The organism is Pontiella agarivorans (genome assembly GCF_034531395.1).
Taxonomy (GTDB): Bacteria; Verrucomicrobiota; Kiritimatiellia; order Kiritimatiellales; family Pontiellaceae; genus Pontiella; species Pontiella agarivorans.
In genome coordinates this window covers 479,046-503,489 of record NZ_JARVCO010000007.1, presented here as the reverse complement: position 1 = coordinate 503,489, position 24,444 = coordinate 479,046, and the positions used below count along the sequence as shown (strand labels likewise).

Here is a 24,444-nt window from a genome sequence, read left to right as displayed (position 1 = left end):
TTTAATTATTTTAGCTTCTATAGTACGTCCTTCTCTATCGGTAAATGGACGGTAGTTTTCTGCAGAAATTGATATGCCAGTTAATAGAATAATAGATACGAGTAGTAGTGTTTTCATTTTTTCCTTTGCATTCGAACGTTACGGGTGACCTGCCGTGCCTTGTGCTTTGCCTGAATCAACGGGCGTTGTCACGATAGGGTCCACCTGCTGGTTAGGAATATTTGTTAGCAGCCTGTCGTCCCTTTTCTGTTAATTGATATGCCGCAGTATATCTGGAGCGACCAGGAACAGGCTCAAGTAGTGTATTGGCTACGAGGGATTGAAGGATTCGTTTCATTTTGTTTTCTGAATCGATAAAGCAGATCTCACGTGCATGCCTATTTGCGATTTCGTCGTGTTTTAACAGGTAGAGTAGAATAGATTCTTCAGGCGTGGCTAACCCTTCATGTCTTAATGTCACTTTCACATAACCACCCTCTTGGGATATTATTGGTGGTTTTAGTTTTAAACTTCTCATTGATTCGAATGCGGTATTTAGGCCTTCTCCTACGTCCTTGTTTGGAGGATTAGGAAACTTATTGATAAGACGGACTATTCCCGGATTTCTTGCGAAGCGCTCTGCTAGAATATTTTCAGGTGTTACATGTCCGGGAAGAGTTCCCGGGCTCAATACTTCAACTCGGTTGTCAAAAATCCGGATATGAATATCGTCTGTAATAGAATAATCCCTATGAATGACGGCATTTGTTATAATTTCGTGAATTGCTTCCGTTGGATAATTAACGGGAATCATTCCTTCAGAAGTATGGAGCCGAACTGACTCAATTATTCGTGATGTTTCTTCTACAGATTCTTTGATTTGATCATAAACATTTCCCTCAATTGACATTGGATCGAATGCAAGCGTTTCTCTAGTTCCCTCTGAATCAGATGTTTTATAGCGATATATTTTTAACCCGCTTCTCTTGGGTAATGCGGCTTGTGGTTCCTCGGAGAAAAGGAGAACTCCTGCAACGGTGGGTTTTCCTTCAATTAGAATCATTTGTTTTTGTAGCCAATTTTCAGGCTCGGCAGTAGGGACGACCTCTAATAAGAACTCAATAATATGAGTTGAATTTGTAACAATCTCTTTTGGGCAAGGAACTAATTCTGATTCAAATGAAACAATCCCTTTGTTCCGCTTCAGTATTTCAATTCGGTCAGGATCTGTAACAGGGAGGCTTTGAGCTCCTCTTCGAACGTATATTTTAGAATCGCTGGCCCTTCTTAAGTCCCTAGTTTTCGCAACCTGTAACTTTAGTACTATTCCTTGGGCAGAATCATTTTTCAGAAATGTGTATTGAAATTCAGTACTTAAGGGAAAAAATTCATCGAAAACCTGTACGTGAGCATTTGCAGCTTCAATGCTCTCAAAACCGCGCCAAATACGAGGATTGTCATCAACGCCGATGAATAATTCTCCTCCCTCAGAATTTGCGAATGCGGCCAGGGCTTTTGTTAGTTTGCCCGGGGATACCTCAATTGCTTTAAAGTCACAAAAATGATTTTCTTCGAGGCTAAGGAGTTTTTCTACCTCGTTGTCCGAAATTTTGGCACTTTGAATCATGTTGGTTTATCCTTCTTTCCTAACGTTAAGCGTGAGCTGGCACGGGAAATAAACACTGCCCTCAAAATCAGGCGTCGTGCCGTGTCAGCTCCAAGCACTGGTTGGGGTTTTGTTTAATCATCTGGCATCTGTCCTTTTTGTTTCAGAATATTCCAGACTGCGAATCCGATTATGCCAAATATGATTAGTTTTATAATTTGAGCAGTTAGAATCGTGATTGTGATTATGTTCATTAATAATCCGACCACGAGAATGGATAAAACATATGTAATTCCTGCAGAGACAACTATGGTTAATCCAAGTCGTTTTCTGATTTCTTTGGATTGATTCATTTTCATTCTCTATCCATCCCCAACAGTTGATTAGGCAGAATCATTTCCACCTAACAGCAGGAACTGGGGGTTTAAACAAGCGCCGGGGCCCATCCTTTAAAAGAGATATTCGGAATTCAGAAGGATAATATCAAGAAATATTTCATCTATTGATCCGGTGATTACATATTAAGGGTTACCTGCACTTTATCAATGGACTGTGGAAACACCGTAAGGCATAAAAAACGGAGCTTCTGTTGGTTAGATTTTCCGGTGTTTTCGGGGAAATCCCTGCACGGGTTATTCGCAGAGCGGTAAGGCTGGTCCGCAGCTCGGCACTCTTCTGTCAATACTGCAGGTTTATGATCCATATCGGACGATAGTCCGATAGACACAAACGGGTTGAGCTTTTAATTTGGTCGGATGAAAACACTTATTTTTATAGCGGCTTCTCTGCTCTGCACCACGGCGCTTTCCAATGACTGGAAAGATATTCCGGTTCCGGCCCCCGCCGGAACCAATAGGGTCTGGAAACTTCAGCCGCAGTCGGACGACTTCAACTACACCCATCCGGTAAAAGAAGGCAAAAGCCGGCTATTTGATAAATGGATCGACTTTTATCATCACCCGTGGTCCGGCCCCGGCCTGACCCTCTGGGACCGGGATCACGTCATTGTGACCAACGGATGCCTTGAAATTCCCGCATCCCGGATCATGCACAATGGCCTAAAGAAGATTAATACGGGCTGTATCTCGTCCAATACAGAGGTGCATTATCCGCTTTTTATAGAGGCCCGGGCCAAAATCAGCAATTCGGTGCTGGCTTCCGATGTCTGGATGCTCAGCCGTGATTCCACCCAGGAAATCGATATTCTTGAGGCGTACGGCGCCGACTGGTCGGAAAATGCCGACGCGGATCAGACCTGGTTTTCACACCGGCTGCATCTGAGCCATCACGTATTTATCCGCGACCCGTTTCAGGATTATCAGCCGAAGGATGACGGCAGCTGGCTCTACAATGAAAAACCGTGGCGGGAGGATTTCCACTGCATCGGCGTGCATTGGAAGGATCCGTGGAATCTGGATTATTATGTGGATGGAAAACTCGTTCGCTCGGTTTCCGGCGAAAACATCATCGATCCGAAAGGGTTCACCGGCGGCACCGGCCTGAGCAAAAAAATGGACATCATTATCAACGTCGAAGATCAGGACTGGCGATCCAGCCAGAAGATCACGCCATCCGATGCGGAACTGGAAAACAAAGAGGACCACACCTACCGCGTCGACTGGATCCGGGTCTATAAACCCGTCCAGGCCGGGATAAGTAATCCATAGATTTCACGGATTTCCACAGACGAACTGAATAATCCCTCTAATCCGTGAAATCTGTGGATCATTCATCTTTCGCACTGCCCCACCAGTCGGGGCTGGGCTTTTTCGTTTTATCCAGAAAATCAGCGTGCTGCTGTTCAAGATGCTGCATCCCTTCCGTCCGGGCGCGCTCCATTTTTGCTTCAAATTTCTGCTGATCAAAACGCGGGTCCAAAGCCGGGAACGTTGCGCCGGTTTCCATGAACCAGCGGGACAGCTTTTTCCGGAGTTCGGCCACCTTTTCCGGATACCGGACGGCAACGTCGGTCTGCTCGCCGATGTCCTGTGAAAGATTGTAGAGTTCGTAGCGGCCGTCCTCGTGATAATAAATCAGCTTCCAGTCGCCGGAGCGGATAATGGACGACGGCTCTCCGCCCTGATTGCCGTAGTGCGGATAGTGCCAGAACAGATCCCGCTCTTTAATTTCACCGCCTTTCAGCAGCGGCACCAGACTGACCCCGTCAACATGCTGTTCCGGCAGCAGCGGCAGGCCGGCAAGCTCGAGCATCGTGGGATAAAAATCCATTCCAATCACCGGAACATCCGACACCGATCCGGATTTCGTCATGCCAGGCACATGAATAATAAAAGGTTCACGGATCCCCCCTTCCCATTGCCGCCCTTTTCCGCCGCGCAACGGCAGCAGACTGGTTGAAAACGCATCGCCGGAAGAAACGCCGCCGTTGTCGGAAGTGAAAATCACAACTGTATTTTTATCGAGCCCGGTTTCTTCGAGTTTCCGCATCACGATCCCGACGGCATCATCGAGCGTTTCCATCATCCCCGCATAAATCGGATTATCCTGCACCTGCCGAACCGGCAGCCGTCGGTCGAATTTAAAGCGCGTTTCAGCCCGGCCCATTTTCGCCGCTTTTTCCCGATATTTACTGCATAAGGCTTCCGTCGTCTGAATGGGACCATGCACGGCATAAAACGAAAGAAAAGCCAGAAAGGGTTGATCCCCGTTGGATTCAATAAAAGACGCGGTCTCTTCCGCCAGCCTCAAGGTCAGGGATTCTCCGTCGGGACCGTCCGCCAGATTCGGGTTTTTATAGGGCGCAAAATAGCCGCCCCTCGGCCCTCCGGCATCCCAGCCGCCTTTATTAATCATAAATCCATGATCTTCCGGCCAGGACCCTTTAGACCCCAGATGCCATTTCCCCGCGAAAAAAGTGGTATACCCGCCATCGCGCAGGGCTTCCGCAAGGGTTGTATCCTCGTGCGGCAGATTCCAGGCATATTCAACGGGCAGCACCGGATCATTCCGATTCCAGTCCATTCCCCATGCGGATCCGATCCATTGGGTGATGTTGTGACGCGCCGGCGTTTTCCCCAGCATGATACTCGCGCGTGACGGACTGCAGACCTGACATGCGGCATAGCCCTGATCAAACCGCAGCCCTTTTTCCGCCAGCGCATCGATATTCGGCGTTTCATAAAACGTACTGCCGTTATAACCGAGGTCCATGTAGCCGAGATCATCGGCCAGAATAAATACAAAGTTCGGCCGTTCAGCCAGAGCCAGCCCTGAAATACAGCAATAGAGTAAAACCAGTTTGTTCATCCCGTCTCCCGATCCCGTTTATCAAACAACGCAGATCGGACCTCTCCGCTGGACAAAGGCACAAAAAAGGGCTTCCGGAGATTGGAAGCCCTTTGCATTTCCAAGCGTTGGAAAATTATTTGAGATGGGTTTTGCGGCCTTTTCCGATGGAATAGACTTCGAAGCCCATTTTGTACAGCGCATCGTGATCCAGCATGTTACGGCCGTCAAAAATGAAGGCCGGTTTCTGCATGGAATCGTAAATGCGCTGGAAGTCGAGGTCCTTATACTGTTTCCAGTCGGTCAGCACGGCGACAGCGTGGGCGCCGTCGCAGGCTTTATAGACATCTTCCTGGAATTCAATATCGTCGGCCAGTTCGGGCATTTCCAGCTTCGCGTTATCCATGGCTTTCGGGTCGGAAACCACAATGGATGCATGTTCCGAAGCCAGCTTCCGGCAGACTTTAATCGCCGGACTTTCACGCGTGTCGCCGGTATCCGCCTTAAAGGCAAAACCGAGCACGGCAATACGTTTGTTGGCAATGGTATTGAACATGGAGTGCAGCATCGTCGTTACAAACCGGGCTTCCTGATATTCGTTCATGGTCACGACGGAGCGCCAGTAGTTGGCCGGTTCGGTCAGCCCATAGGTTTCGCAGAGATACACCAGGTTCAGAATATCCTTTTTGAAGCAGGATCCGCCGAAACCGATAGACGCCTTGAGGAATTTCGAGCCAATCCGGCTGTCGGTGCCGATGGCGTGCGCCACATCCGCCACATCGGCTTCCGTGGATTCGCACAGCGCGGAAATCGCATTGATGGAGCTGACGCGCTGAGCCAGAAATGCATTGGCAGTCAGTTTGGACAATTCCGATGACCAGACGTTGGTGGTCAGGATGCGCTCACGCGGAATCCAGGTGGCATAAATATCAACCAGCGCCTGCAGGGCTTTCTGCCCGCTTTCCGTTTGATGGCCGCCAATCAGCACGCGGTCGGGGCATTCCAGATCTTCAATGGCCGTTCCTTCCGCAAGAAACTCGGGATTGGAGAGCACTTCGAAATGCACCGGATTGTCACCGGCATGCAGTACGCGCTCCATCGCTTCAGCGGTACGAACCGGCAGTGTGGATTTTTCAACAATGATTTTATCGGAGGTGGAAACCTCTTTAATCCGGCGCGCGCAGAGTTCCCAATATTGCAGGTCGGATGCGCAGCCGGCTCCTTCGCCGAAGGTTTTGGTGGGTGTATTTACACTCACAAAAACAATGTCGGCATCTTTGATGCCCTGATCGACGTCGGTCGAGAAAAACAGATTACGACCTCGGGCTTCTTTTACCACGTCCAGCAGGCCGGGTTCGTAGATCGGGAGATCATCGGTCTGCCACGCGGCAATCCGCGCTTCGTTGATGTCGACCACGGTCACCTGCACCTGGGGACATTTTTTTGCAATCATGGCCATGGTGGGTCCTCCCACATAGCCGGCACCAATACAACAGATTTTTGTCATACTACAATTACTCCTATTTTAAATTCCAAGATTGCTGAGCGATGTGGTGATGTGGTTGATCAGAGCGACAATCTGCGGATGATCCACCTCGAACTCAGCGGCTTCGCGCTTCAGCGTTTCGGCAAAGTCCTGAAGAGCTTCGGGGGTATAGCGCTCCAGACCTTCGTGCGCATCGTGCAGGATCTCTTCAAACCGGCCGGTATCCTTCGGTGTCTGTTCAACTTCAGCTTTCAGTGCTCCGATTGATTTTTTGACTTCATTGTGCGGCATTTTATTCCCCTTCATTTTCTGAACGCGAAACCGGCAATATGAGGATTTCATGCTGCTTTCGCCAGTCTTTAAGTATTCTTTTGCACACACGGAATGCTTATTTTACGGCAATCACTTCCTCATAAACGGCCAGCAACCGATCCGTAACCTTTGACCAGTCATAGGTCGAGGCCACTTCGCCAAATGCACGGCGCGAAAGATCACTGCGCAATGCGATATCTTCAGCGAGAATTTCCATGCCTTCCCGCAGAGCATCATCATCGCCCGGCTCCGTCAGCAACGCGGTTTCCCGGTGCTTCACAAACCCCGGAATTCCGCCGATTCTATTGGCAACCACAGGGAGACCCGCCGCCCAGGCCTCGAGCACCACAATACCGAATGGTTCATGAACCGAGGGCAGCACAAACATTTCAGCGGCTTTATAGGCGGAAGGCAGCAGCGGATCGAGGGGTGATAATCCTTCAATCACGGTAACCCGACCGGAAAGGCCCAAGGTCTGAATCTCTTTTTCCAGCGTATCCCGGTAGGCCTCCACCGTCACCGGACCAATCAGCACCAGCCGATGATCGGGATGATTTTCGGCGAAGGCCGAAAAAGCGCGAACCAGTCCGAGCTGATTTTTCTGATAGTCAATACGGGAGACGCAGAGCACAATTTTTTCCCGTGGCCGGAACCCGTATTTTTTACGAAAAGCCTCGCCGTCGGCCTCGGAAAAGCGACGGACATCGACGCCGTTGGGCAGGTAATGAACGGGTTTATCCGGAAAACGTTTTCTGGCCTCATCGGCTTCGTTCCGGCCGACACAGATTATGGCATCGGCGTCTTCGAGCACGCGGCGGGAGCCGAAGAGCGCTCCGAATGCCTTGCCCCACTCCGGTTTTCCACGAAACGGTTCGGTCATTTTTTCGAGCTGTTCCGTCGGCACCGAAAAACAGCCGCCGTGCAGACTGACCACATACGGAATTTTTTTCAGGCGCGCGACCGTCCGGGCCATTCCGCCGAGCCGCTTCTGCACGTGGGTGTGAATGACTGAAATATCCTTCTCAACCAGCAGCGCAAAAAAAAGGGGGAGCGACAACGGGCTGCCACCTTTCAGCTCCAGCTTTTTGCGGGCCGCGCGGGAAAGAAACAGCCAGGGAAAACAGTAGCTGAAACGCCTCACCGAAACCGATTCCAACGTGTGGAAACCGGATTCAGCCAGCATATCGGTGCAGAAAACCCGATTGACGATCTTCCGGCGGGTCAGCTCTTTTGAAACACTGAACACCACACTTTCAGTTCCGCCCCATTTTTCGGGGGTAAAACGCCGCATGACATGAACTACTTTTTCAACCTTCGCCATAAGCGTTCCAACGTACGGCATTTTTCAAAAGGTTGAAAGGCTGTAAAGTGGCACACTTAAAGCGTAATAAAGTTGAAGTGTCTGTCAGGAAGTTTAAACTGGATTCCTCATGAGAATATGTTTTTACAAAGCGGCTTTATTCGCAGTTTTGATCAGTTCGCCAGCCGTTTACGCGGCGGATTTAAGTGTCAGTGAAAAAGAATACCTTGCCGAAAAAGGGGAAGTCGTCTTTGTGGCGCAGCCCGATCATGCTCCCTTCGACTTTATCCATAAGAAACACGTCACCGGAATCAATGTGGAACTGGCGCAGTGGATGGCCGCGGATATGGGCTTTAAGATCCGTATCCTTACCGCCCCCGAGGACAAGGCGCTTGAGATGCTTCAAAATGGTGAAGCCGACGTGCTTGCCGGCATCTATTATACTCGCCGGTACGATAAGGTACTCGATTTTTCCCAGACACTCAAAATCACGCCGGTGACGTTGTACGTTAGAAGCGATCGGTCAGATATCCAGAATATTTATTCACTCAACAACCGCAAAGTGGCCATCATGGCCTCCAGCCACGCTCTGGAGGTGCTGCAAACCAACAAAATCCGGTGCGAGATCAAGTTTGTATCCTCCACTGAAGAGGCGGTACAGCTGGTTCTGAACGGCTCGGTTGATGCCATGGTTGGCAATGAGCTCGTCACGCAACACCACATGTACAGCTCAGAAAACCGACCCCTTAAAATTGTCGGGGAACCGCTTTATTCCGCGCGGCTGTGCATGGCGGTAAAGGAAGGCGAAGATGTATTGCTGAGCCTGATTAACAAAGGAATCTCCCACGCGCACAAAAGCGGAACGCTTAACCGTATTCAGGCCAAATGGCTCGGCTCGGAATATGCGCGGAACATCTGGCCCGTCAAATATATCCTCGTAACCGCCATGAGTGTCGCGGGGATCGTTGCGGTGGTGATTGCACTGATTCTGCTGTGGAACCGCAAACTGGCCCGGCGGGTGGATGAGCGAACCCGGCAGTATCGGGAGAGCGAGGAGCGGTTGCGGCAGATTTTCGAGAACTCTCCGGATGCGGTTTTTGTGCTCAGCCGCGAAGGTCAGATTATGGCCGTGAACGACCGCGCCTGCCAGTTTGTGAAAATGAGTAAGCAGGAACTGCTCACCCGGCTTATTCACGATCTGGTCCCCGGCGATTTTCATGCCGAAGTCGACCAGAACATGGGCCTGTGGTTTTCCGGCTCCATCACCAAAAATGAAGGTTATACGCTGGATGCAGATGGAAGAGTCTTCCCTATTGAAATGACCGGTGCGCTCCAGCAACTCGATGGACAGGCCGTTCTGCAGCTGCACGTCCGCGACATTACCCTGCGCAAAGAGGCCGAGGAAAAAATGGTTGCCGCGCGCAATATGGCGGAAGAGGCACAGCAGATGGCGGAAGAGGCGCGTGAAACCGCGGAACATGCCAATCTGGCAAAATCCGAGTTCCTCGCGAATATGAGTCATGAAATCCGCACCCCGCTCAACGGCATCGTGGGCATGGCGCAACTGATGTCGGATACGCCGCTCAACCCGGAGCAGAACAACTGCCTGGACACGATCCTGCAATCCACCAACGGCCTGCTGAACATTATCAACCATGTGCTCGATATTTCAAAAATTGAAGCCGGACAAATGGATGTCCGCGAATCCGCCTTTGACCTGCGCGAGCTGTGCAACTCCATGTTCTACATGTTCAAGCCGCAGGCCGAACGCTCCGGTGTGGAATTCAAATGCCAATGCCACGAGGATGTGCCGCCCTATGTCCTTGGTGATGTCGGACTGATTGAACAGGTCTTGATCAACCTGCTGGGCAATGCCCTGAAATTCACCCACTCCGGATCCGTTACACTGAATATTGAATGCCGCAAAAAAACACCCCAAGAAACCGAAATTTATTTCCAGGTTATAGACACTGGAATCGGCATCAGTAAAGATGTGCAACCGAAGGTCTTTGAAAAATTCACCCAGGCCGATGGTTCCGCCAAACGGCTCTATGGTGGCACAGGACTCGGCCTGGCCATCACCAAGCAGCTTGTGGAACTCATGGGCGGGAAGATCGGCCTCATCAGCTCCTATGGCCACGGTTCAACCTTTTTCTTCAATCTCACACTCAAACAATCCGCCCATGCAACCACGGTTAAAGGGATCGACACCAAGCCCAAAACTGTGCACAAACCCGGCATTAAAGTGCTGCTTGCCGAAGACAATGTAGTCAACCAGAAGGTTGCAACGGCCATTCTCCGCAAAGCAGGCTGTGTAGTGGACACCGCTGATAACGGTCAGGACGCGATTCAGCGTGTGCGGGCCGAGTCCTACGATGTCGTCCTTATGGACTGCCAAATGCCGGTAATGGACGGGTTTGAAGCCACAACAATTATTCGTGGCATGCAAACCCCCCTTTCTGATATTCCTATTATCGCGATCACCGCTCACGCAATGAAAGACGACAAATTGAAATGTATTGAAGGCGGCATGGACGACTATGTCTCCAAACCGGTCAACCGGCACGCACTTATAGAACTGATCAATAAATACACGGCTACATCATGACCTCCTTCTGGAAAACCAAAACCCTGCACGAAATGACTCCCGCGGAATGGGAATCCCTGTGCGACGGATGCGCCAAATGCTGCGTCCACAAACTCGAAGTCGAAGAAACCGGAAAAATCCACTACACCTGTGTTGCCTGCCGCATGCTCGACGTGAACACCTGCCGTTGCATGAATTATGCGCAACGCCACGAACTCGTTCCCGACTGTGCAGTGCTCTCTGCCGATAAACCCGAATATTTCGAATGGATGCCCGAAACCTGCGCCTACCGCCTGATTTACGAAGGCAAACCGCTACCCGATTGGCATCCGCTCATCACCGGCGATCCCGCATCGGTTCATGCTCACGGGGCTTCCGCCAGAAAAAAACTGATTCCGGAATTCCTGGCTGATGAAGAGCAGCTGGAAAAATATATTGTCGATTAAGAGGTCGGCGTTGCAAATCGCCCCTTACTTAATTAATCGCAACACTCCCCGGAAGGTCGGCGATGCCGCATCTTTCTGCAACGCCATCAAAATGGACTCCGTCGGAAGAATCACCCCGCCTACCTGTCGTATCGCCTCAAGTGCCAGCTCTATTTTATATGCGGTGCGCGAAGACACAGCATCAGCCGCCACAAAAACCTCGACTCCTCGATCAAGCAGTTCAACCGCCGTTTCATACACACAAATGTGCGGCGCTTCAATGCCTGCCAGAATCACCTGCTTTTTTCCCCTCCCCTGGAAAACAGCATCAAACCCCGGATCTCCGCAACAACTGAACGTCGTTTTTCCAACCATTGGGACATGTTCCGGCATGCTCCTGAAGGGCTCACTGGTTTCCCCCGGTTTTTCCGGAATCTGCCCGATTCCGATCATGGGAATATTCAGCAGCTTTGCCGCCCCGATCAGTTTTTCAAGATTGGCATCGAGAACATCCTTATCCGCCATAAACTCATGAAGACGCCCCTGAACATCAATAACAATTAAAACCGCATTGTTAGAATCGAGCATCATCAACCCCTAATGGATTTCATACTGATTCAGTTTACGGTGCAGCGTCCGCCGGCTGATCCCGAGCTTTTCCGCAGCCTTCGTACGATTGCCGCCGGTCTTTTCCAGAGCCTGGATAATCATCCGCTTTTCCATTTCGTCCACCGTCAGCTCCGCATCGACTTTAACTTCGCCCCCGCCACGGGCTTTTTCACGCACCTGCGCCGGAATATCCGAAACATCGAGCACTTTTCCCCGTGCGAGCACAACCATGCGTTCCACCAGATTGCGCAGCTCCCGGATATTTCCCGGCCAGTCATACGCGGCCAACAGTTCATAGGCCGCCGGCGTGAACCCCTCAATCTGCTTCGTATTCTCCTCATTGAAAACCGCAAGATAATGATTCAGCAACAGTAGAATATCATCCTGCCGCTCCCGCAACGGAGGGAGCGTGATGACGACGACGTATAAGCGGTAAAACAGGTCCTCCCGGAAATCGCCATCTTCCACCATGGCTTTAAGGTCGCGGTTCGTGGCTGCAATGAGCCGTGTATCCACATCCACCGGGGTATCGCCGCCGACGCGTTCCACCTGACGTTCTTCCAATGCCCGGAGAATCTTCACCTGCACGTTTGCATCAATTTCAGAGATTTCATCCAGAAACAGTGAACCCCCATCCGCCTTTTCAAAGCGGCCGATGCGCCGTTCCATCGCCCCCGTAAATGCACCCTTCTCATGACCGAACAGCTCACTCTCCAGAATATTCTGCGAAAGCGCAGCACAATGCACCGCCACAAACGGCCCCTTGTTCCTCGAGCTCAACTGATGGATCGCTTTCGCTACCAGCTCCTTGCCCGTCCCGCTCTCGCCCTGAATCAGCACCGTCGCACGGGAACCGGCCACCTGACGAATCGTATCGAAAACCTCCTGCATCGGAGCCGACCGGCCGATGATATTCTCCAGACCGTATTTATTATCGAGCTGCACCTTGAGCTGCTCATTCTCCAGCTCGATTTTCTTGGCCTTCAGCAAGCGATCAAGCACCAGTTCCAGTTTATCCAGATTGATCGGCTTCGTCATAAAATCGGTTGCACCGTGTTTCATCGCCTCCACGGCCATATCGACATCGCCGTAGGCCGTCAGAATAATCACCGTCAATTCCGGGTAATTGGCCAGAGCACGCTGCAACAGTGTGATGCCGTCCATGCCCGGCATCCGGACATCGCTGAGCAATACATCAATATTCTGACTGCCCAGCACCTCAAGCGCAGACGTTCCGTTTTCCGCCGCAAAAACACGATAATCCCGTCGCAGCGCCCGAACCAGCCCCTCACGCGCACTCTTTTCATCATCAACAATCAACACAGTCGGTTTAGCCATCTCAAGCCTCCTTTTCCGGAGCAATCAGTAAATTCATGCGCGCATCTTCGCGCGGAAATCTCAACGTAAGGCGGGTGCCGCGGCCAGGCTCGGAATTGATTTCTATCTCGCCGCCATGATCGCGCATAATGCGCTGCACGATCATCATCCCCAGCCCGTTGCCCTCCGCCTTGGTGGTATGATACGGCTCATAAATCGTACCGAGTTTATCCGGATCAATTCCGGAGCCATTATCCTCAATCACCACACCGACAAACCGATCCGTAACATCTGTTTCCAGCTTCAGAATACCGCCGTCTTCCATCGCCTGAAGCGCATTCTTAATGACATTGAAGAACACCTGCATCACCTGCGTTTCATCCACCATCACCGCCGGCACATCGTCGGCAAAATCGGTTTCCACCAACATCCTCCGGTCACGCATCTCATGCTGCATCACCTCGAGCGTTTCATGAAGCAGCGTTTCAAGCTTCTGCAGCTTGCGCTCCGGCAACGACGGCCGCAAAGCTTTCAGGAACTGCCGGATAATCGTATCAAGCCGGGCAACCTCCTTCCGGGAAACTTCAACCAGCTCGCGCAGCTCGCCCACCGCTTCTTCATTTTCCAAGTACCCGATTTCCCGATCCAGCAGCTGAAGATGAATATTGATCGAATTGAGCGGATTCCCAATTTCATGCGCCACACCGGCAGCCAACAGACTCAATGCATGCAACCGTTCTGATTCAATCGAATCCGCCGTCGTCTGCCGCTCGCTCGTCACATCCCGGAAAATAACCACAGCCCCTTCTTCGTTTTCATCCACCGCCGTCAACGGAACCACATAAAATTCCACAAACCGGTGCTGAGGATAGGTAATCTCGATTTCACGGCGAACCAGCTGGCTCCACTCTTCCTCATCCAGATCGAGTACGAGATCCCAATGAATGTCCTTAAGGTATTTCTGAATCCGGTCGCCCGCAGCATGTTCGAGTTTGAAACCCAGCATGCTCTCCGCCGCACGGTTGGCATACGACAGCTGAGCCTCTGAATCCAATACAATGATCCCCTCTTCCAACGCCTGGAAAATGGTTTCCATCAACCCTTTTTCGCGGGCCAAACGCAAAAAATAAGTTTGAAGACTACCTTTATCAAGATGATCAAGATGACCAACCAGCTTATCAAAAAATCCCGGTTTCATGGAATGAACTGTGTCACAAAGTCGCAGATCAATCAATCCAAATTCACAGACAGCTGACTAGCGCCTAAATGACTCATTTTTCACACATTGCAATGTATGAAAAAATAAAATCCTCCGTTTAATCGATAAAAATATAATTTCATACATTGCAATGTATGAAATTATATATCGCAATGATCTTCATATGCTTGGTGATTTGAATTTATTGCACGGCGCCGGATTTCCAGCGTTTGGCAGGCGTCAGCCCAGCGGCACAAAGGATAGACTGCGACAGACAGAACATAATGAGCCAGAAGCTGGCGGAATCGGTGAATCCATAGGAATGCAAACCGACCGACAACTGATTCACCCCGAACCACGACCATGCAGTTACCACATTGCCGAATACGGCCATAACCGCAAAACCTCGGTGCTTGACCATCTGTCCGTATTTCGCGTGCAGCATGATCGCATTCCAGATCACAATAAGAAGCGCCCCGTTTTCTTTTGGGTCCCAGCCCCAGAACCGGCCCCATGAATCGTCGGCCCACAAACCGCCGAGTACGGTTCCCACAAAACTGAGCAGCAACGCAAAACAGGTGGTGCCATACATCATGCGGTACATCCCGTCTTCGGTTTCCTGATCCAGACGGCGGGTGAGCAGTCCGCTCAATATGTAAAAAACACCGATCGCGCCGGTTACAAATGTGGCCATATAGCCAAGCGTGACCGTGATAACATGCGTAGCCAACCAGAAGCGGGTATCGAGCACAGCCCGCATCTGCTCCATCGTATCGCCGTCTCCAGCGAGAAAGTAGGCAATAAGCAGGGTTGAAAAACCGGCAATTCCACCGACCAGATTACCGATTCCGGCAGCCTTTTTACGGAATCCGAGTTCCAGAATAATGCCCGCCCCGACAGCAGCCCAACCGATAAAAATTGCGGAGGAATAGAGATTGGTTACCGGCGGATAACCGGAAAGGAACACGCGCGCAATGATGGCCCAGGTATGCGGAACAAAGGCGACCATCATGATGGTGCGCGAGGCGGAAATCAGCCCGTCTTTTCGGAAGAGCCAACCGAACATACTGAGCACAAAAACCAGCAGATAAAGCTGTGCCGATTTCATGAAAGCATTGAGGCGGTTATAAAAAACCTCAAACGAAACTTTATCGAACGCTTCAGGACTTTCAGCACGAACGACGTCACCGTACTCAAAAAGCTGCTGATTGAATGCATCCACATTGCCTTCCCGATACGCCGCCAGCATCACCCCGAAGTGGATGGCAGCCGGATCAACGCTGATTTCGTGTCCGGATATCCCCTGCATCGCCGGGTGCGAGGCCAGGAGCACACTCATGAGCGGACGCCAGCGGTCATTTCCAGCCGTTGGAGGAATCACCAGCGGAATCGAATAGCCTTCCAGCGTCATGTACCGCTGCGCAGTTGAAAAAATCTGATCCTGCGGAGTGCCGGACGGATCTTCAAATGAACTGAGCACATTCTGAAAAGCATAGAGTTTATTAGCCAGCTTGATGACCTGGCGGTCGTACAGATCGCGTTCACGGCTGTCTTTTGCGAACGCGGAGCGTGCGGCCTGATCGAGCGTCACCAGAGCGGGAGCGAGCTGGCGATATGAAAAACGGAAATGATCTCCATCCTTCTCCCCCAGACCGAGGCTGGCGAGCAGATCAATATTTTCAATACGGATAACCCTGTAATCCGCAGCGTGCTCGGTTCCGGAAATACTGTCCAGCAGCCACTCGATCGCTTCGACTTTTTCTCCATCCGGATTTCGGACCGACTGTTTTCCGGAAAGCACGGTGAGCAGATTACGGGCAAACGTATCCAGCGGTTTTTTCCGGCCTTCATATTTTACCGGGAGATGCGCAAAGGCATTCAGCTGGAACTCTTCAGGTGTTTCACTCTTCGGCCTAAGCCCTTTTTGAAAAAACCAGAGGCAGAACAGAACTACGAAAATCTGGGTAATCGTGCGCTTCATCAGGCGTCCCTCCTTAAATAGCGGTTGAACGACTGGACAAACTGGGCCGTCATGCCGACAAAAACAATCATGCAACTTAGATAGGGAATCATCCAGGTATCATTGCGAACCACCTGAAGTACTGTGCCGCCGTCGTCCGGCAGAAAACCCGACTGATAAAACGTACGGCGAGCATAGCGCAACGGATTATTCATCCAAATCCGCAGCTCACGCTCCACGCCGTCGCCCTCGTTCACCAGCAGAATTTTCGATGCAAAATCTTTCGGCATCTGAGTGCCTTCATATTTTTCATGCACAAAATCGAGCAGCTTGATCGAAAAGGGATTTCCGCTCGGGGCTTTGGCATATTCCCGCCCGAAACGCAGGTAGGCCGTATAGGTTTTATCGCCCACGGTAATATGGGTCGGCATATCCCAGGTCCGGTTCACAAAGTTGGGATACATCCACAGCGAAAGAATATAACGGCCAAGTGATTTCCCTGTGGACGGATCCATCAGTTCCACATCCACCGCCTGTGCATTCCGGGACCCCGTTGCGCCACTTACCTGCGGTGCTTCAGCGATATATTGCCGCGAGCCGAAACCTTCATATTCCGGATAACTGCTGAGTAACGCAGGCGGCATACTGTTCAAGGGCCGGGGAGAGTTGGAGTTTTCCATAAACCGATGCACCTTCACATCAAACGGAAGATGTTCATCGGAAATCAGCTCACCATCCCGGAGCAGTTTCTGCGGAATAACGGTGACGGTATCGTAATCGGGATGACTTGTTTCCGTAAACGCGAGCTCCAGCTGCTGCGACCGGTCGAGAAAATTGACGGTTTCCCCTTCTTTAATGGTCATCGTGGCTTCAACCGCAAAGAGTGCCGTGAAAAATTCACCGATCAACAGAAAGAGAATACCGCCGTGCAGCAACACCATACCGGCCCGCTGCCGATAGAGCAGCACACAGGCTGCATAAAGTACAACGGCCGCCGCCGTACCGCGGCCGAGCCGCAGAAAAACCCGCCAGAACGCATCATTTTCCGTAGCGGCAACCGGTGCTGTTCCCCAGCCGAGCATCACCCCGACCACCACCAGAATGCCAAGAGCAAACAGCACCAGCCCGGCCATTCTGCGCCCGCCTTTGGCCAGAACCTTGAACGTCTGTGAATGCACCGCAATCAGATTGATCGTCAATAACCAGCCGATCAGAAAGCCGCCGGGAAACGGAATTCCAATATCCGGAACATTCCAACTCCGGGGAAAAAAGACGGGGAGATCGATCATGGCGATGTAACAGCGGAAATACTGATCCATCACATTCCAGATCCCTTTATCGACCTGTGCAAGCGTCCCTGCGAATACCAGCACCATGCTCAGAACCAGCAACCATACGGTCAGTTTGAGGGACTGAAGAAAATCAAATAACCTGTTTAACATAAAATTAGATATCCGGAAAAGGCAGCGACGATGCCTGAAAGTTAATGATTGTGGCCGTCAAACTTCATCGACTTGAGGAAGTTCTGCATATCGGCCGTGTGAACTTTAAGCTCACTGACGGGGCCTTTTGCCGTGAAATACCAATAACTCGGCGACAGATCAATGATGCCTGCAATGATGCCCTTGTCGTTCTCCTCGTTATAGATTTCAAAATATTTGCACCCATGGCCGTTAATGGAGAATTCGACCATATTCGCTTCAATAGCGTCCAGCGATGCATTCGGCAGACCCACCTGCCCGCGCCAGCGATTCACATTGCTGAGCACATCCCCCATGGAAAGCGAGATAAAATAGGCATCGATCGCCGTGCCTTCTACAACATAGCTGGCTTTCCGCATGGCCGAACTCGAAGGCACTTCCTTCCAGCCGTCAGGCAGATCTGCGGAAAATCCCGGCGAGGAGCGGCGAACCGTCGCGGCCGGAGTCTGTTTCACAGGGGCCGGCATAGCCGGAGCGGCAACCGTCTCCTTCGGCACCTGATAGGTTTCAATTTTTTCTCCGCCACAGGCGGCCAATAAAGCGATAAGGGGTAATCCGAACCATGTCTTCTGCATCATTTTTCTCCCAACTGAAAAGACCGACACGATAGTGGTCATAAACGTTCAATGTCGATGAATATTATAACGTTTAACGTCTATCGCCCTTGCAATCAGACACGGCCTCCCCTATCTTTTCGCGTTTTTATGGAAAACAGATCGCCAAATATTCCGGGCTTTGTTCTACTGATTTCCACCTAACTGAACCATGAATAAAGATCAATCTCACAACGGCATCCACATCAACCTGTTCCTCAAAGGCCGCCCCTGCCTGGTGGTCGGTGGCGGCAAGGTTGCCTTTCGCAAAATTCTGTTGCTGCTCGATACCGGGCCCGAACTCACGGTTGTCAGTCCGGAGATCAATGATGAAGTCGAAGAACTCGTTCTCACCGGACAGATTAAACATATCGCCCGCCGCTTCGAAGACGATGACGTAATCGGAAATACCATCGTCTATGCCGCCACCAACAGTCGCGGCGTCAACCGCACCGTGCTCGAAGCCGCCCGCAAACACCATGTGCTCTGCTGCTGCGTCGACGGCAACTGGTCGAAGAGCGATTTCACCACACCGGCCATCACCCGCCATGACAAACTGATGGTTTCCGTCTCTTCCGGCGGAAACAACTGCCGGCAATCTAAAATGGTCAAAAACAGCCTTTCACGTCATCTCAGAATGATGGATGCCGCACATCTGGTCGTTGTCGGCACCGACCACAACCACCTGAATGTGGAAGAACGCGAACCCTTCCACCTGACCGGTCCCCGCTTCGAACGCGCCGGTTTCATGATTATGCAGCTCTGGGGCATTCATGAATTCATGATGCTCAACACCTGCAACCGGGTGGAGATCATTGCAGCCGTTTCGACCGAAACCATGGAAAACGGCATTCTCCGCCATATCATGGGCTTCACCAATTTGAAGGAAGACAAGTTTTACATCAAAAACGGCTGGGAAGCCTTCGAGCACCTGTGCCTGGTCACCGGCGGCATGCTTTCGCAAACGCCGGGGGAAAATCACATCACCTCCCAGATAAAAGATGCACTCGAACTGGCCAAACAGCGCGGCTGGGCCGGAAATATGATGCAGGAATGGATTTCCTCCTCCCTCTACGTTTCCAAAAGTATCAAAAACGAAGTGGCTCCGCTGCTCCACAACTATGAAATCGAAGACCTCGCCATTAAATATCTCGAAGCACACGGTAAAAATCTGACCGAATCCACGGTCATGATGCTCGGTGCCGGCATGATCGGAAAAGGCTTCGTCATCGACAGCCTTCCAGAGGTTGGAAAAATCATCTGGTGCTATCACGTCAACAAACCGCATGTCCCGGAAACACTGGCCGGAAAAGTGGAACTCTGCTCCTTCAACGACATGAAAAACCGCATCACCGATGCCGACATCATCGTCAGTGCCACCGATGCCCCGGGCCATATTCTCCACATGGCCCACGCCCCCTTCTTTAATCAGGAACGCCCCGTCATAGTCATCGACCTCGGCATGCCGCGCAACATCGATCCGGAGCTCGACGATCTCTCCTCCGATGTCACCGTTGTCGACCTCGACGGGTTGAAATACTGGTACCGCCGCGAACTCACCGATATGGATGAAATTCTCTCCCGCAGCAAAACGATCGCCAAGGCCAACCGAGATCTCTATGACAAAATCGCAAACAGTTTTAAAAGCGGGCACACGGCCGAGTAACCTCGCGCTGACCCAGACCCGCGACGCGCTCGACCGCATCGAAGCCATGCTCGAAGGCATCGCCTTTGAAATGGTCCCGATCGCCTCCGTCGGCGATACCGACCGCACCACCGATCTGCGCAACGCCGCGGACGATTTTTTCACCCGCGAACTCGATGATGCTCTGCGCAACGGCAAAATCGATCTGGCCGTCCACAGCGCCAAAGATCTGCTCTATCCCCAGCCCGACGACCTCGACTGGTTCTGGCTCCCCTGGCGCGCCGAACCGCGCGATGTACTGGTGCTTGCCCACGGAAAAACAGCCGATGAGCTTCCGGAAAATCCGGTAATCGGCGTCAGTTCCGAACGGCGGGAGAAATATGGCCGGACCCGCTTTCCGAATGGCGTACAGAAAACCATCCGCGGCAATATTGAAGAACGCATTGCTCAGGTTGATCGCGGCGATTACGACATTGTCATTATGGCCGGCGCAGCGCTGGTCCGCCTCGGGCTTGAGGATCGGATAACCGAATGGATTCCACTCGAAGAACTCGACGTGCCGGAAGCCCAGGGTTATCTCGCCATCACCTTCCGCAAAGGGGATGAACGTATCATGGCCCTGCGGTCGTTGTTCATGCATGCCGTCACCTTTGCCGGCGCCGGTGTCAGCAATAAAGAGCTCTGTACTCTCGCCACCCTGCGCGCCCTCAAAACAGCCGACATCTGCCTCTACGATTCCCTGATCGATAAATCGCTGCTGGACGAACTGCCCTACGGGGCCCAGGCAATCGATGTCGGCAAACGCTGCGGCGCACACAGCAAAGAACAGCACGAAACCACCCGGCTGATCTGCGAATGTGTACGCCGGAGTAAACGCGTAGTGCGCCTCAAAGGCGGCGATCCAGGCATATTCGGCCGCCTCGCCGAAGAAACGGAAGCGCTGGAGGAACTCAATATTCCCTTCCGTGTCATCCCCGGCATCAGCGCGCTGCAGGCCGCCACCACCGGCACCGGAATGCTGCTGACCCGTCGCGATATCTCCCGCGGTTTTGTCGCCCTCACGCCGCGCCTCAGCGGCGGCGGACTGGCGCGGTGCGACGGCGGAATGAAAGACAAACTCCCGGTGATCTACTACATGTCGATCCGCGCCATGGACCAAATTGCACAGCAGATGATCGACGACGGACACGACCCCGAAACCCCGGCGGCGGTGATTTACAACGCCGGCGGCGAAGATGAACAGCTTTTTAAAACCACGCTGAAATCGCTGCCCGACCACGCGCAGAAACACTGCATCCGTCAGCCGGGCCTCATCATGATCGGCGAAACCACCCGCTACGGCTATAAAGAGCATCTCGGCGCCCTGCAGGGTAAACGGATTCTGCTCACCTGCTCCGAAGCCATTCAGCAGAAAGCCGCCGATCTCGTGCACGACCTCGGCGGACATCCGGTGCAGTATCCGCTGATCCGACTGAAACCGCGCCGCAATTACTCCCTCGATTTTAAAAATAAAGACTGGCTTGTTGTGACCTCTCCTTCGTCAGTCCGCGCCCTCATGAAACTGGTCCAAGATCAGAAGATCGATTACCGCAGTATCCCGAACATTATGGTCTGCGGTCGCGGCACCGCGGCGGAATTTGCAGAATACGGTATTCAGGTGGACGCTCAGCCCGAAGGCAATTTCAGCGCAGAAGCTCTGAAAATACTCGCCAAAGAAATCGTTAAGCCCGGCGAAAAAATTCTCCGCGTCCGCTCCGACAAAGCCGGCCCCGACCTCGCCGAAAGCTTCCAATCATTGGAAGCCGAGGTGGAAGATGCAATTATCTACGACAACGAGCAGATCATCCACGAAGAGCTTCCCCCGTTTGATGCTGTCTTTTTCGCCAGTGCCTCCGGCGTGGAATCGTTTATCGCCCAGCGGGGCATTCAGGCCCTGGAAAACAAAATCTGTGTCGTAATCGGAAAACCGACGGCCCAGGCGTTGAAACGCCATCATCTCACTCCGGATGTAATGGCCTCGGAATCAACCATTCCCGGAGCCATTCAGTCGCTGGCACAGTATTTTATCAGCCGTTGCATGACTTAAGCAGGATTATTCTGCCTTTGCCCCTTTACTAATTCCGGCACCGCCTGTAGAGCAGTCGTATGGTTTCGAAGCACATATTCCGGGTATCCGCTTTTCTGCTGGGCATAACACTGCAGGCAACGGGGATTACCGCGTTCGATATCGTGGATTCTGTAACAACGGCGGGTTATTCGAATCATCTGGCCCATCTTTACACCCACATCGGTGAAAGCCGTGGATTCACAGACGGGCCCAGTCCCCGCGTTCCGGCCTATCAGCATGATCTCGCCCGCGATTACATGGTTTCGAATTTTACGGCCTGGGGCTACGACACCTGGCTCGACCCGTTCGAATTTGATGTCAATTTCAGCTACGACGATGATTCGAACACCTATCATTATGCGGGGTGCAACAATGTCGTCGCCACAAAATGGGGAAACGGAGGAACCAATACCTATCTGCTGATCGCACACTATGATTCCGTCGACAGCGGCCATCGGAACCTTACGATAGGGCCTGGTGCCGATGACGGGGCCAGCGGCGTCGCCGCCCTCCTCGAAATTGCGGAAGCAATTAAGGATTATACCTTTAAAGACACCATCGTCTTCCTCGCCTGCGATGCCGAGGAAAAAGATTATCAGGGCTCCATCTATTTCCGGGACAACCACATTACCGATAATCCCGTCGAAACCAATTCCACCGCCTTTCTGAAATCGTCCATCCTGGCGGTCGTGAATCTCGACTCCATTGCCTATGATCATACCAACACGCCCTACAACGTGGTTATGGGCAGGGTCAGCGGATTCAGCCAGGCGGCATTTGCAGTTGGTGCTTCCATTGAAAAATACACCGACCTCAACGTTGTTGCTTCCAGCGGATATAATTCCAGCGACCATATTTCCTTTTACAACATCGGCCTCGATGCCATTCACGTGATTGAATATGACTTCGTCAATTACTGGAATGCGACCAACTTCGTTAAAAATCCGTACTATCACACCGACTACGACGCCATCGATTCGCCGGATTATCTGAATCTCGACTACGCCGCCGATGTCACCAGAGGCGTCGCCGGTGCGGTCTGCGACTATGCCATTCCCATTTTTCCAGCCACACTGAATCAAAGCATTTCCAACAACACTTTTTCCATCAGCTGGCTCACCAGCCCGGATATTGAATACGAAGTGTACGGAACCGACAATCTGACATCCAATGCCTGGAATCTGGTCTCCCGGATCGATGCCACCAACGACGTCGTTGACCAAACCATCCAGTTCAACCTCAACACGGCTACCGCAACCATGTTCCGCGTGCTGAGTCGCTGACACACTCATCCGCACTTGTTTTCATCTCTTGCATCTTTACTCAGCCGGGACCTGTGTGTAGTACCCTTTTCATGTTTTGGAAACGCATACTGCTGAGCCTTGGACTTTTCGGCGGAACGGCACTGACCGCATTAGCCGTATCCATTTCCGATATCGCGGGAGAAGTCTCAGAAGGAAGTTATTCAAATTTCCACATCAACCTGTTCGTCGAAGAAGGCGACAGCCGCGGATTCACCGATGGCTCCTCCCCCCGCACCCCCCTCCCGCAGCATGATCTGGCGCGCGATTATATTTTCAACACATTTCAGGCCATGGGCTTTGAAACCTATCTCGCCCCGTTCACCTTCAATTACAGCGGCCGCTCTTATACCGGTTGCAACAACGTCATCGCCATCAAACGCGGCACCAGCGGTTTCATCCACATCATCGGAGCCCACTACGACAGTGTAGACAGCGGGCAATCCGACGTAACCGGTGTCTGTCCCGGCGCCGATGACAATGCCAGCGGTGTGGCGGGCATCCTGGAAACCGCCCGGGCCATTCAGGATTACACCTTTCTGGATACCATTATCCTGATTGCCTTCGACGGCGAAGAGAAAGGCTTTTTCGGTTCGAAGCATTTTGTAAACAACTGGACCACCACACAAACCGGACAGACCAATGCCACCCGTTTCCTGCGCGCAAATATTAAAGGCATGCTCAGTGTCGACATGATCGGATACGATGATCCCACCACCGCGTATGACGTCATTCTCGGCACCGTGAATTACCAAAGAAACTCTCCGCTCAGTAAAGCGTTGGAGGATGCTGCAGCCACCTATTCCGGCGTCGAAACCTACAAAAGCTCGGACTGGGATCTGAGCGATCACAAACCGTTCGACGATGCGGGTATCGAATCCATTCTGGTCATCGAAGGTGATTATTATGATTATTGGAACAATCCGCCGCAGTACGAAAATCCGTATTACCATACCCCGAACGACAACATTGATCAGCCGAACTATATCTCCTATGCGTATGCAACCGATGTCACCCGGATGCTTGTCGGTTACCTGCTGGATCAGGCCGTGGTGATTCCACCGGCCACGCTGTGGCAGACTTTTTCCGGAAGCACCGTATCGCTCAACTGGGAAAGCAGTCCCGGGATTGCTTACGATGTTTACGGAAGCACCAACCTGATCGCTTCCAATGGCTGGAACGTTTTAACCACCGTTCCCTCCACTCCAACCATCACCACCCACTCGGTTTCCTTCGATCTCAACGCCTATTCAAACCGCATTTTCAAAGTCATCAGCGATCCGGAGCAATAA

At 51.9% G+C, this 24,444-nt stretch carries 18 protein-coding genes; 7 read left to right on the top strand and 11 right to left on the bottom strand.

Annotated features, from left to right (window positions below):
• Nucleotides 1-211: 211 nt before the first annotated feature.
• The gene (locus tag P9H32_RS07065) at nt 212-1,606 is read right to left on the bottom strand and encodes an RNA/DNA-binding domain-containing protein (RefSeq protein ID WP_322608188.1); all 1,395 of its coding nucleotides are present in this window, start codon (nt 1,604-1,606) and stop codon (nt 212-214) included.
• A gap of 734 nt (nt 1,607-2,340) precedes the next feature.
• Here P9H32_RS07065 and P9H32_RS07060 point away from each other — a divergent pair.
• The gene (locus tag P9H32_RS07060; protein ID WP_322608187.1) at nt 2,341-3,252 is read left to right on the top strand and encodes a family 16 glycosylhydrolase; all 912 of its coding nucleotides are present in this window, start codon (nt 2,341-2,343) and stop codon (nt 3,250-3,252) included.
• A 58-nt stretch (nt 3,253-3,310) separates the two neighbouring features.
• On the opposite strand, the gene P9H32_RS07055 is transcribed toward P9H32_RS07060, so the two are convergent.
• From P9H32_RS07055 to P9H32_RS07040, 4 genes are all read right to left on the bottom strand, one after another.
• A complete protein-coding gene (locus P9H32_RS07055; RefSeq protein ID WP_322608186.1) occupies nt 3,311-4,852 on the bottom strand; it encodes a sulfatase in 1,542 nt (513 codons plus the stop codon).
• 115 nt (nt 4,853-4,967) lie between these two features.
• Nucleotides 4,968-6,338, bottom strand: coding sequence for a UDP-glucose 6-dehydrogenase (locus P9H32_RS07050; RefSeq protein ID WP_322608185.1), 1,371 nt, complete (start codon nt 6,336-6,338; stop codon nt 4,968-4,970).
• Between the two features lie 18 nt (nt 6,339-6,356).
• A complete protein-coding gene (locus P9H32_RS07045; protein WP_322608184.1) occupies nt 6,357-6,659 on the bottom strand; it encodes a DUF4404 family protein in 303 nt (100 codons plus the stop codon).
• 46 nt (nt 6,660-6,705) lie between these two features.
• Entirely contained in the window at nt 6,706-7,950 is a 1,245-nt protein-coding gene (locus tag P9H32_RS07040) for a glycosyltransferase family 4 protein (protein ID WP_322608183.1), read from the bottom strand.
• Nucleotides 7,951-8,059: 109 nt separating this feature from the next.
• Between P9H32_RS07040 and P9H32_RS07035 the strand changes: the two genes are divergently transcribed.
• Nucleotides 8,060-10,537, top strand: a complete 2,478-nt coding sequence (locus P9H32_RS07035; protein ID WP_322608182.1) for a response regulator — start codon at nt 8,060-8,062, stop codon at nt 10,535-10,537.
• Entirely contained in the window at nt 10,534-10,962 is a 429-nt protein-coding gene (locus tag P9H32_RS07030; protein WP_322608181.1) for a YcgN family cysteine cluster protein, read from the top strand. The genes P9H32_RS07035 and P9H32_RS07030 overlap by 4 nt, the downstream gene beginning before the upstream one ends.
• Nucleotides 10,963-10,986: 24 nt before the next feature.
• Here P9H32_RS07030 and P9H32_RS07025 read toward each other — a convergent pair whose 3' ends face one another.
• The 6 genes from P9H32_RS07025 to P9H32_RS07000 all read right to left on the bottom strand — a co-directional run bounded on the left by P9H32_RS07025 (nt 10,987) and on the right by P9H32_RS07000 (nt 18,084).
• Nucleotides 10,987-11,532: an isochorismatase family protein gene (locus tag P9H32_RS07025; RefSeq protein WP_322608180.1), complete on the bottom strand. Its 546-nt coding sequence runs from the start codon at nt 11,530-11,532 to the stop codon at nt 10,987-10,989.
• Nucleotides 11,533-11,538: 6 nt separating this feature from the next.
• The gene (locus P9H32_RS07020) at nt 11,539-12,888 is read right to left on the bottom strand and encodes a sigma-54-dependent transcriptional regulator (RefSeq protein WP_322608179.1); all 1,350 of its coding nucleotides are present in this window, start codon (nt 12,886-12,888) and stop codon (nt 11,539-11,541) included.
• Between the two features lies 1 nt (nt 12,889).
• A complete protein-coding gene (locus P9H32_RS07015) occupies nt 12,890-14,065 on the bottom strand; it encodes a two-component system sensor histidine kinase NtrB (RefSeq protein ID WP_322608178.1) in 1,176 nt (391 codons plus the stop codon).
• Between the two features lie 202 nt (nt 14,066-14,267).
• Nucleotides 14,268-16,046 carry a cytochrome c biogenesis protein gene (locus P9H32_RS07010; protein WP_322608177.1) on the bottom strand — a complete coding sequence of 593 codons (1,779 nt, stop codon included), beginning with the start codon at nt 16,044-16,046 and terminating at the stop codon, nt 14,268-14,270.
• Nucleotides 16,046-17,467 carry a cytochrome c biogenesis ResB family protein gene (locus P9H32_RS07005; protein ID WP_322608176.1) on the bottom strand — a complete coding sequence of 474 codons (1,422 nt, stop codon included), beginning with the start codon at nt 17,465-17,467 and terminating at the stop codon, nt 16,046-16,048. The genes P9H32_RS07010 and P9H32_RS07005 overlap by 1 nt, the downstream gene beginning before the upstream one ends.
• Nucleotides 17,468-17,508: 41 nt before the next feature.
• Nucleotides 17,509-18,084 carry a hypothetical protein gene (locus P9H32_RS07000; RefSeq protein WP_322608175.1) on the bottom strand — a complete coding sequence of 192 codons (576 nt, stop codon included), beginning with the start codon at nt 18,082-18,084 and terminating at the stop codon, nt 17,509-17,511.
• A 187-nt stretch (nt 18,085-18,271) separates the two neighbouring features.
• Here P9H32_RS07000 and P9H32_RS06995 point away from each other — a divergent pair, with 187 nt between their 5' ends.
• The 4 genes from P9H32_RS06995 to P9H32_RS06980 all read left to right on the top strand — a co-directional run bounded on the left by P9H32_RS06995 (nt 18,272) and on the right by P9H32_RS06980 (nt 24,444).
• A complete protein-coding gene (locus P9H32_RS06995) occupies nt 18,272-19,765 on the top strand; it encodes an NAD(P)-dependent oxidoreductase (RefSeq protein WP_322608174.1) in 1,494 nt (497 codons plus the stop codon).
• Nucleotides 19,719-21,830: a uroporphyrinogen-III C-methyltransferase gene (cobA, locus tag P9H32_RS06990; RefSeq protein ID WP_322608173.1), complete on the top strand. Its 2,112-nt coding sequence runs from the start codon at nt 19,719-19,721 to the stop codon at nt 21,828-21,830. The genes P9H32_RS06995 and cobA overlap by 47 nt, the downstream gene beginning before the upstream one ends.
• A 59-nt stretch (nt 21,831-21,889) precedes the next feature.
• The gene (locus P9H32_RS06985; RefSeq protein ID WP_322608172.1) at nt 21,890-23,134 is read left to right on the top strand and encodes a M28 family metallopeptidase; all 1,245 of its coding nucleotides are present in this window, start codon (nt 21,890-21,892) and stop codon (nt 23,132-23,134) included.
• A gap of 71 nt (nt 23,135-23,205) precedes the next feature.
• On the top strand, nt 23,206-24,444 hold the full coding sequence (locus P9H32_RS06980; RefSeq protein WP_322608171.1) for a M28 family metallopeptidase: 1,239 nt from the start codon (nt 23,206-23,208) through the stop codon (nt 24,442-24,444).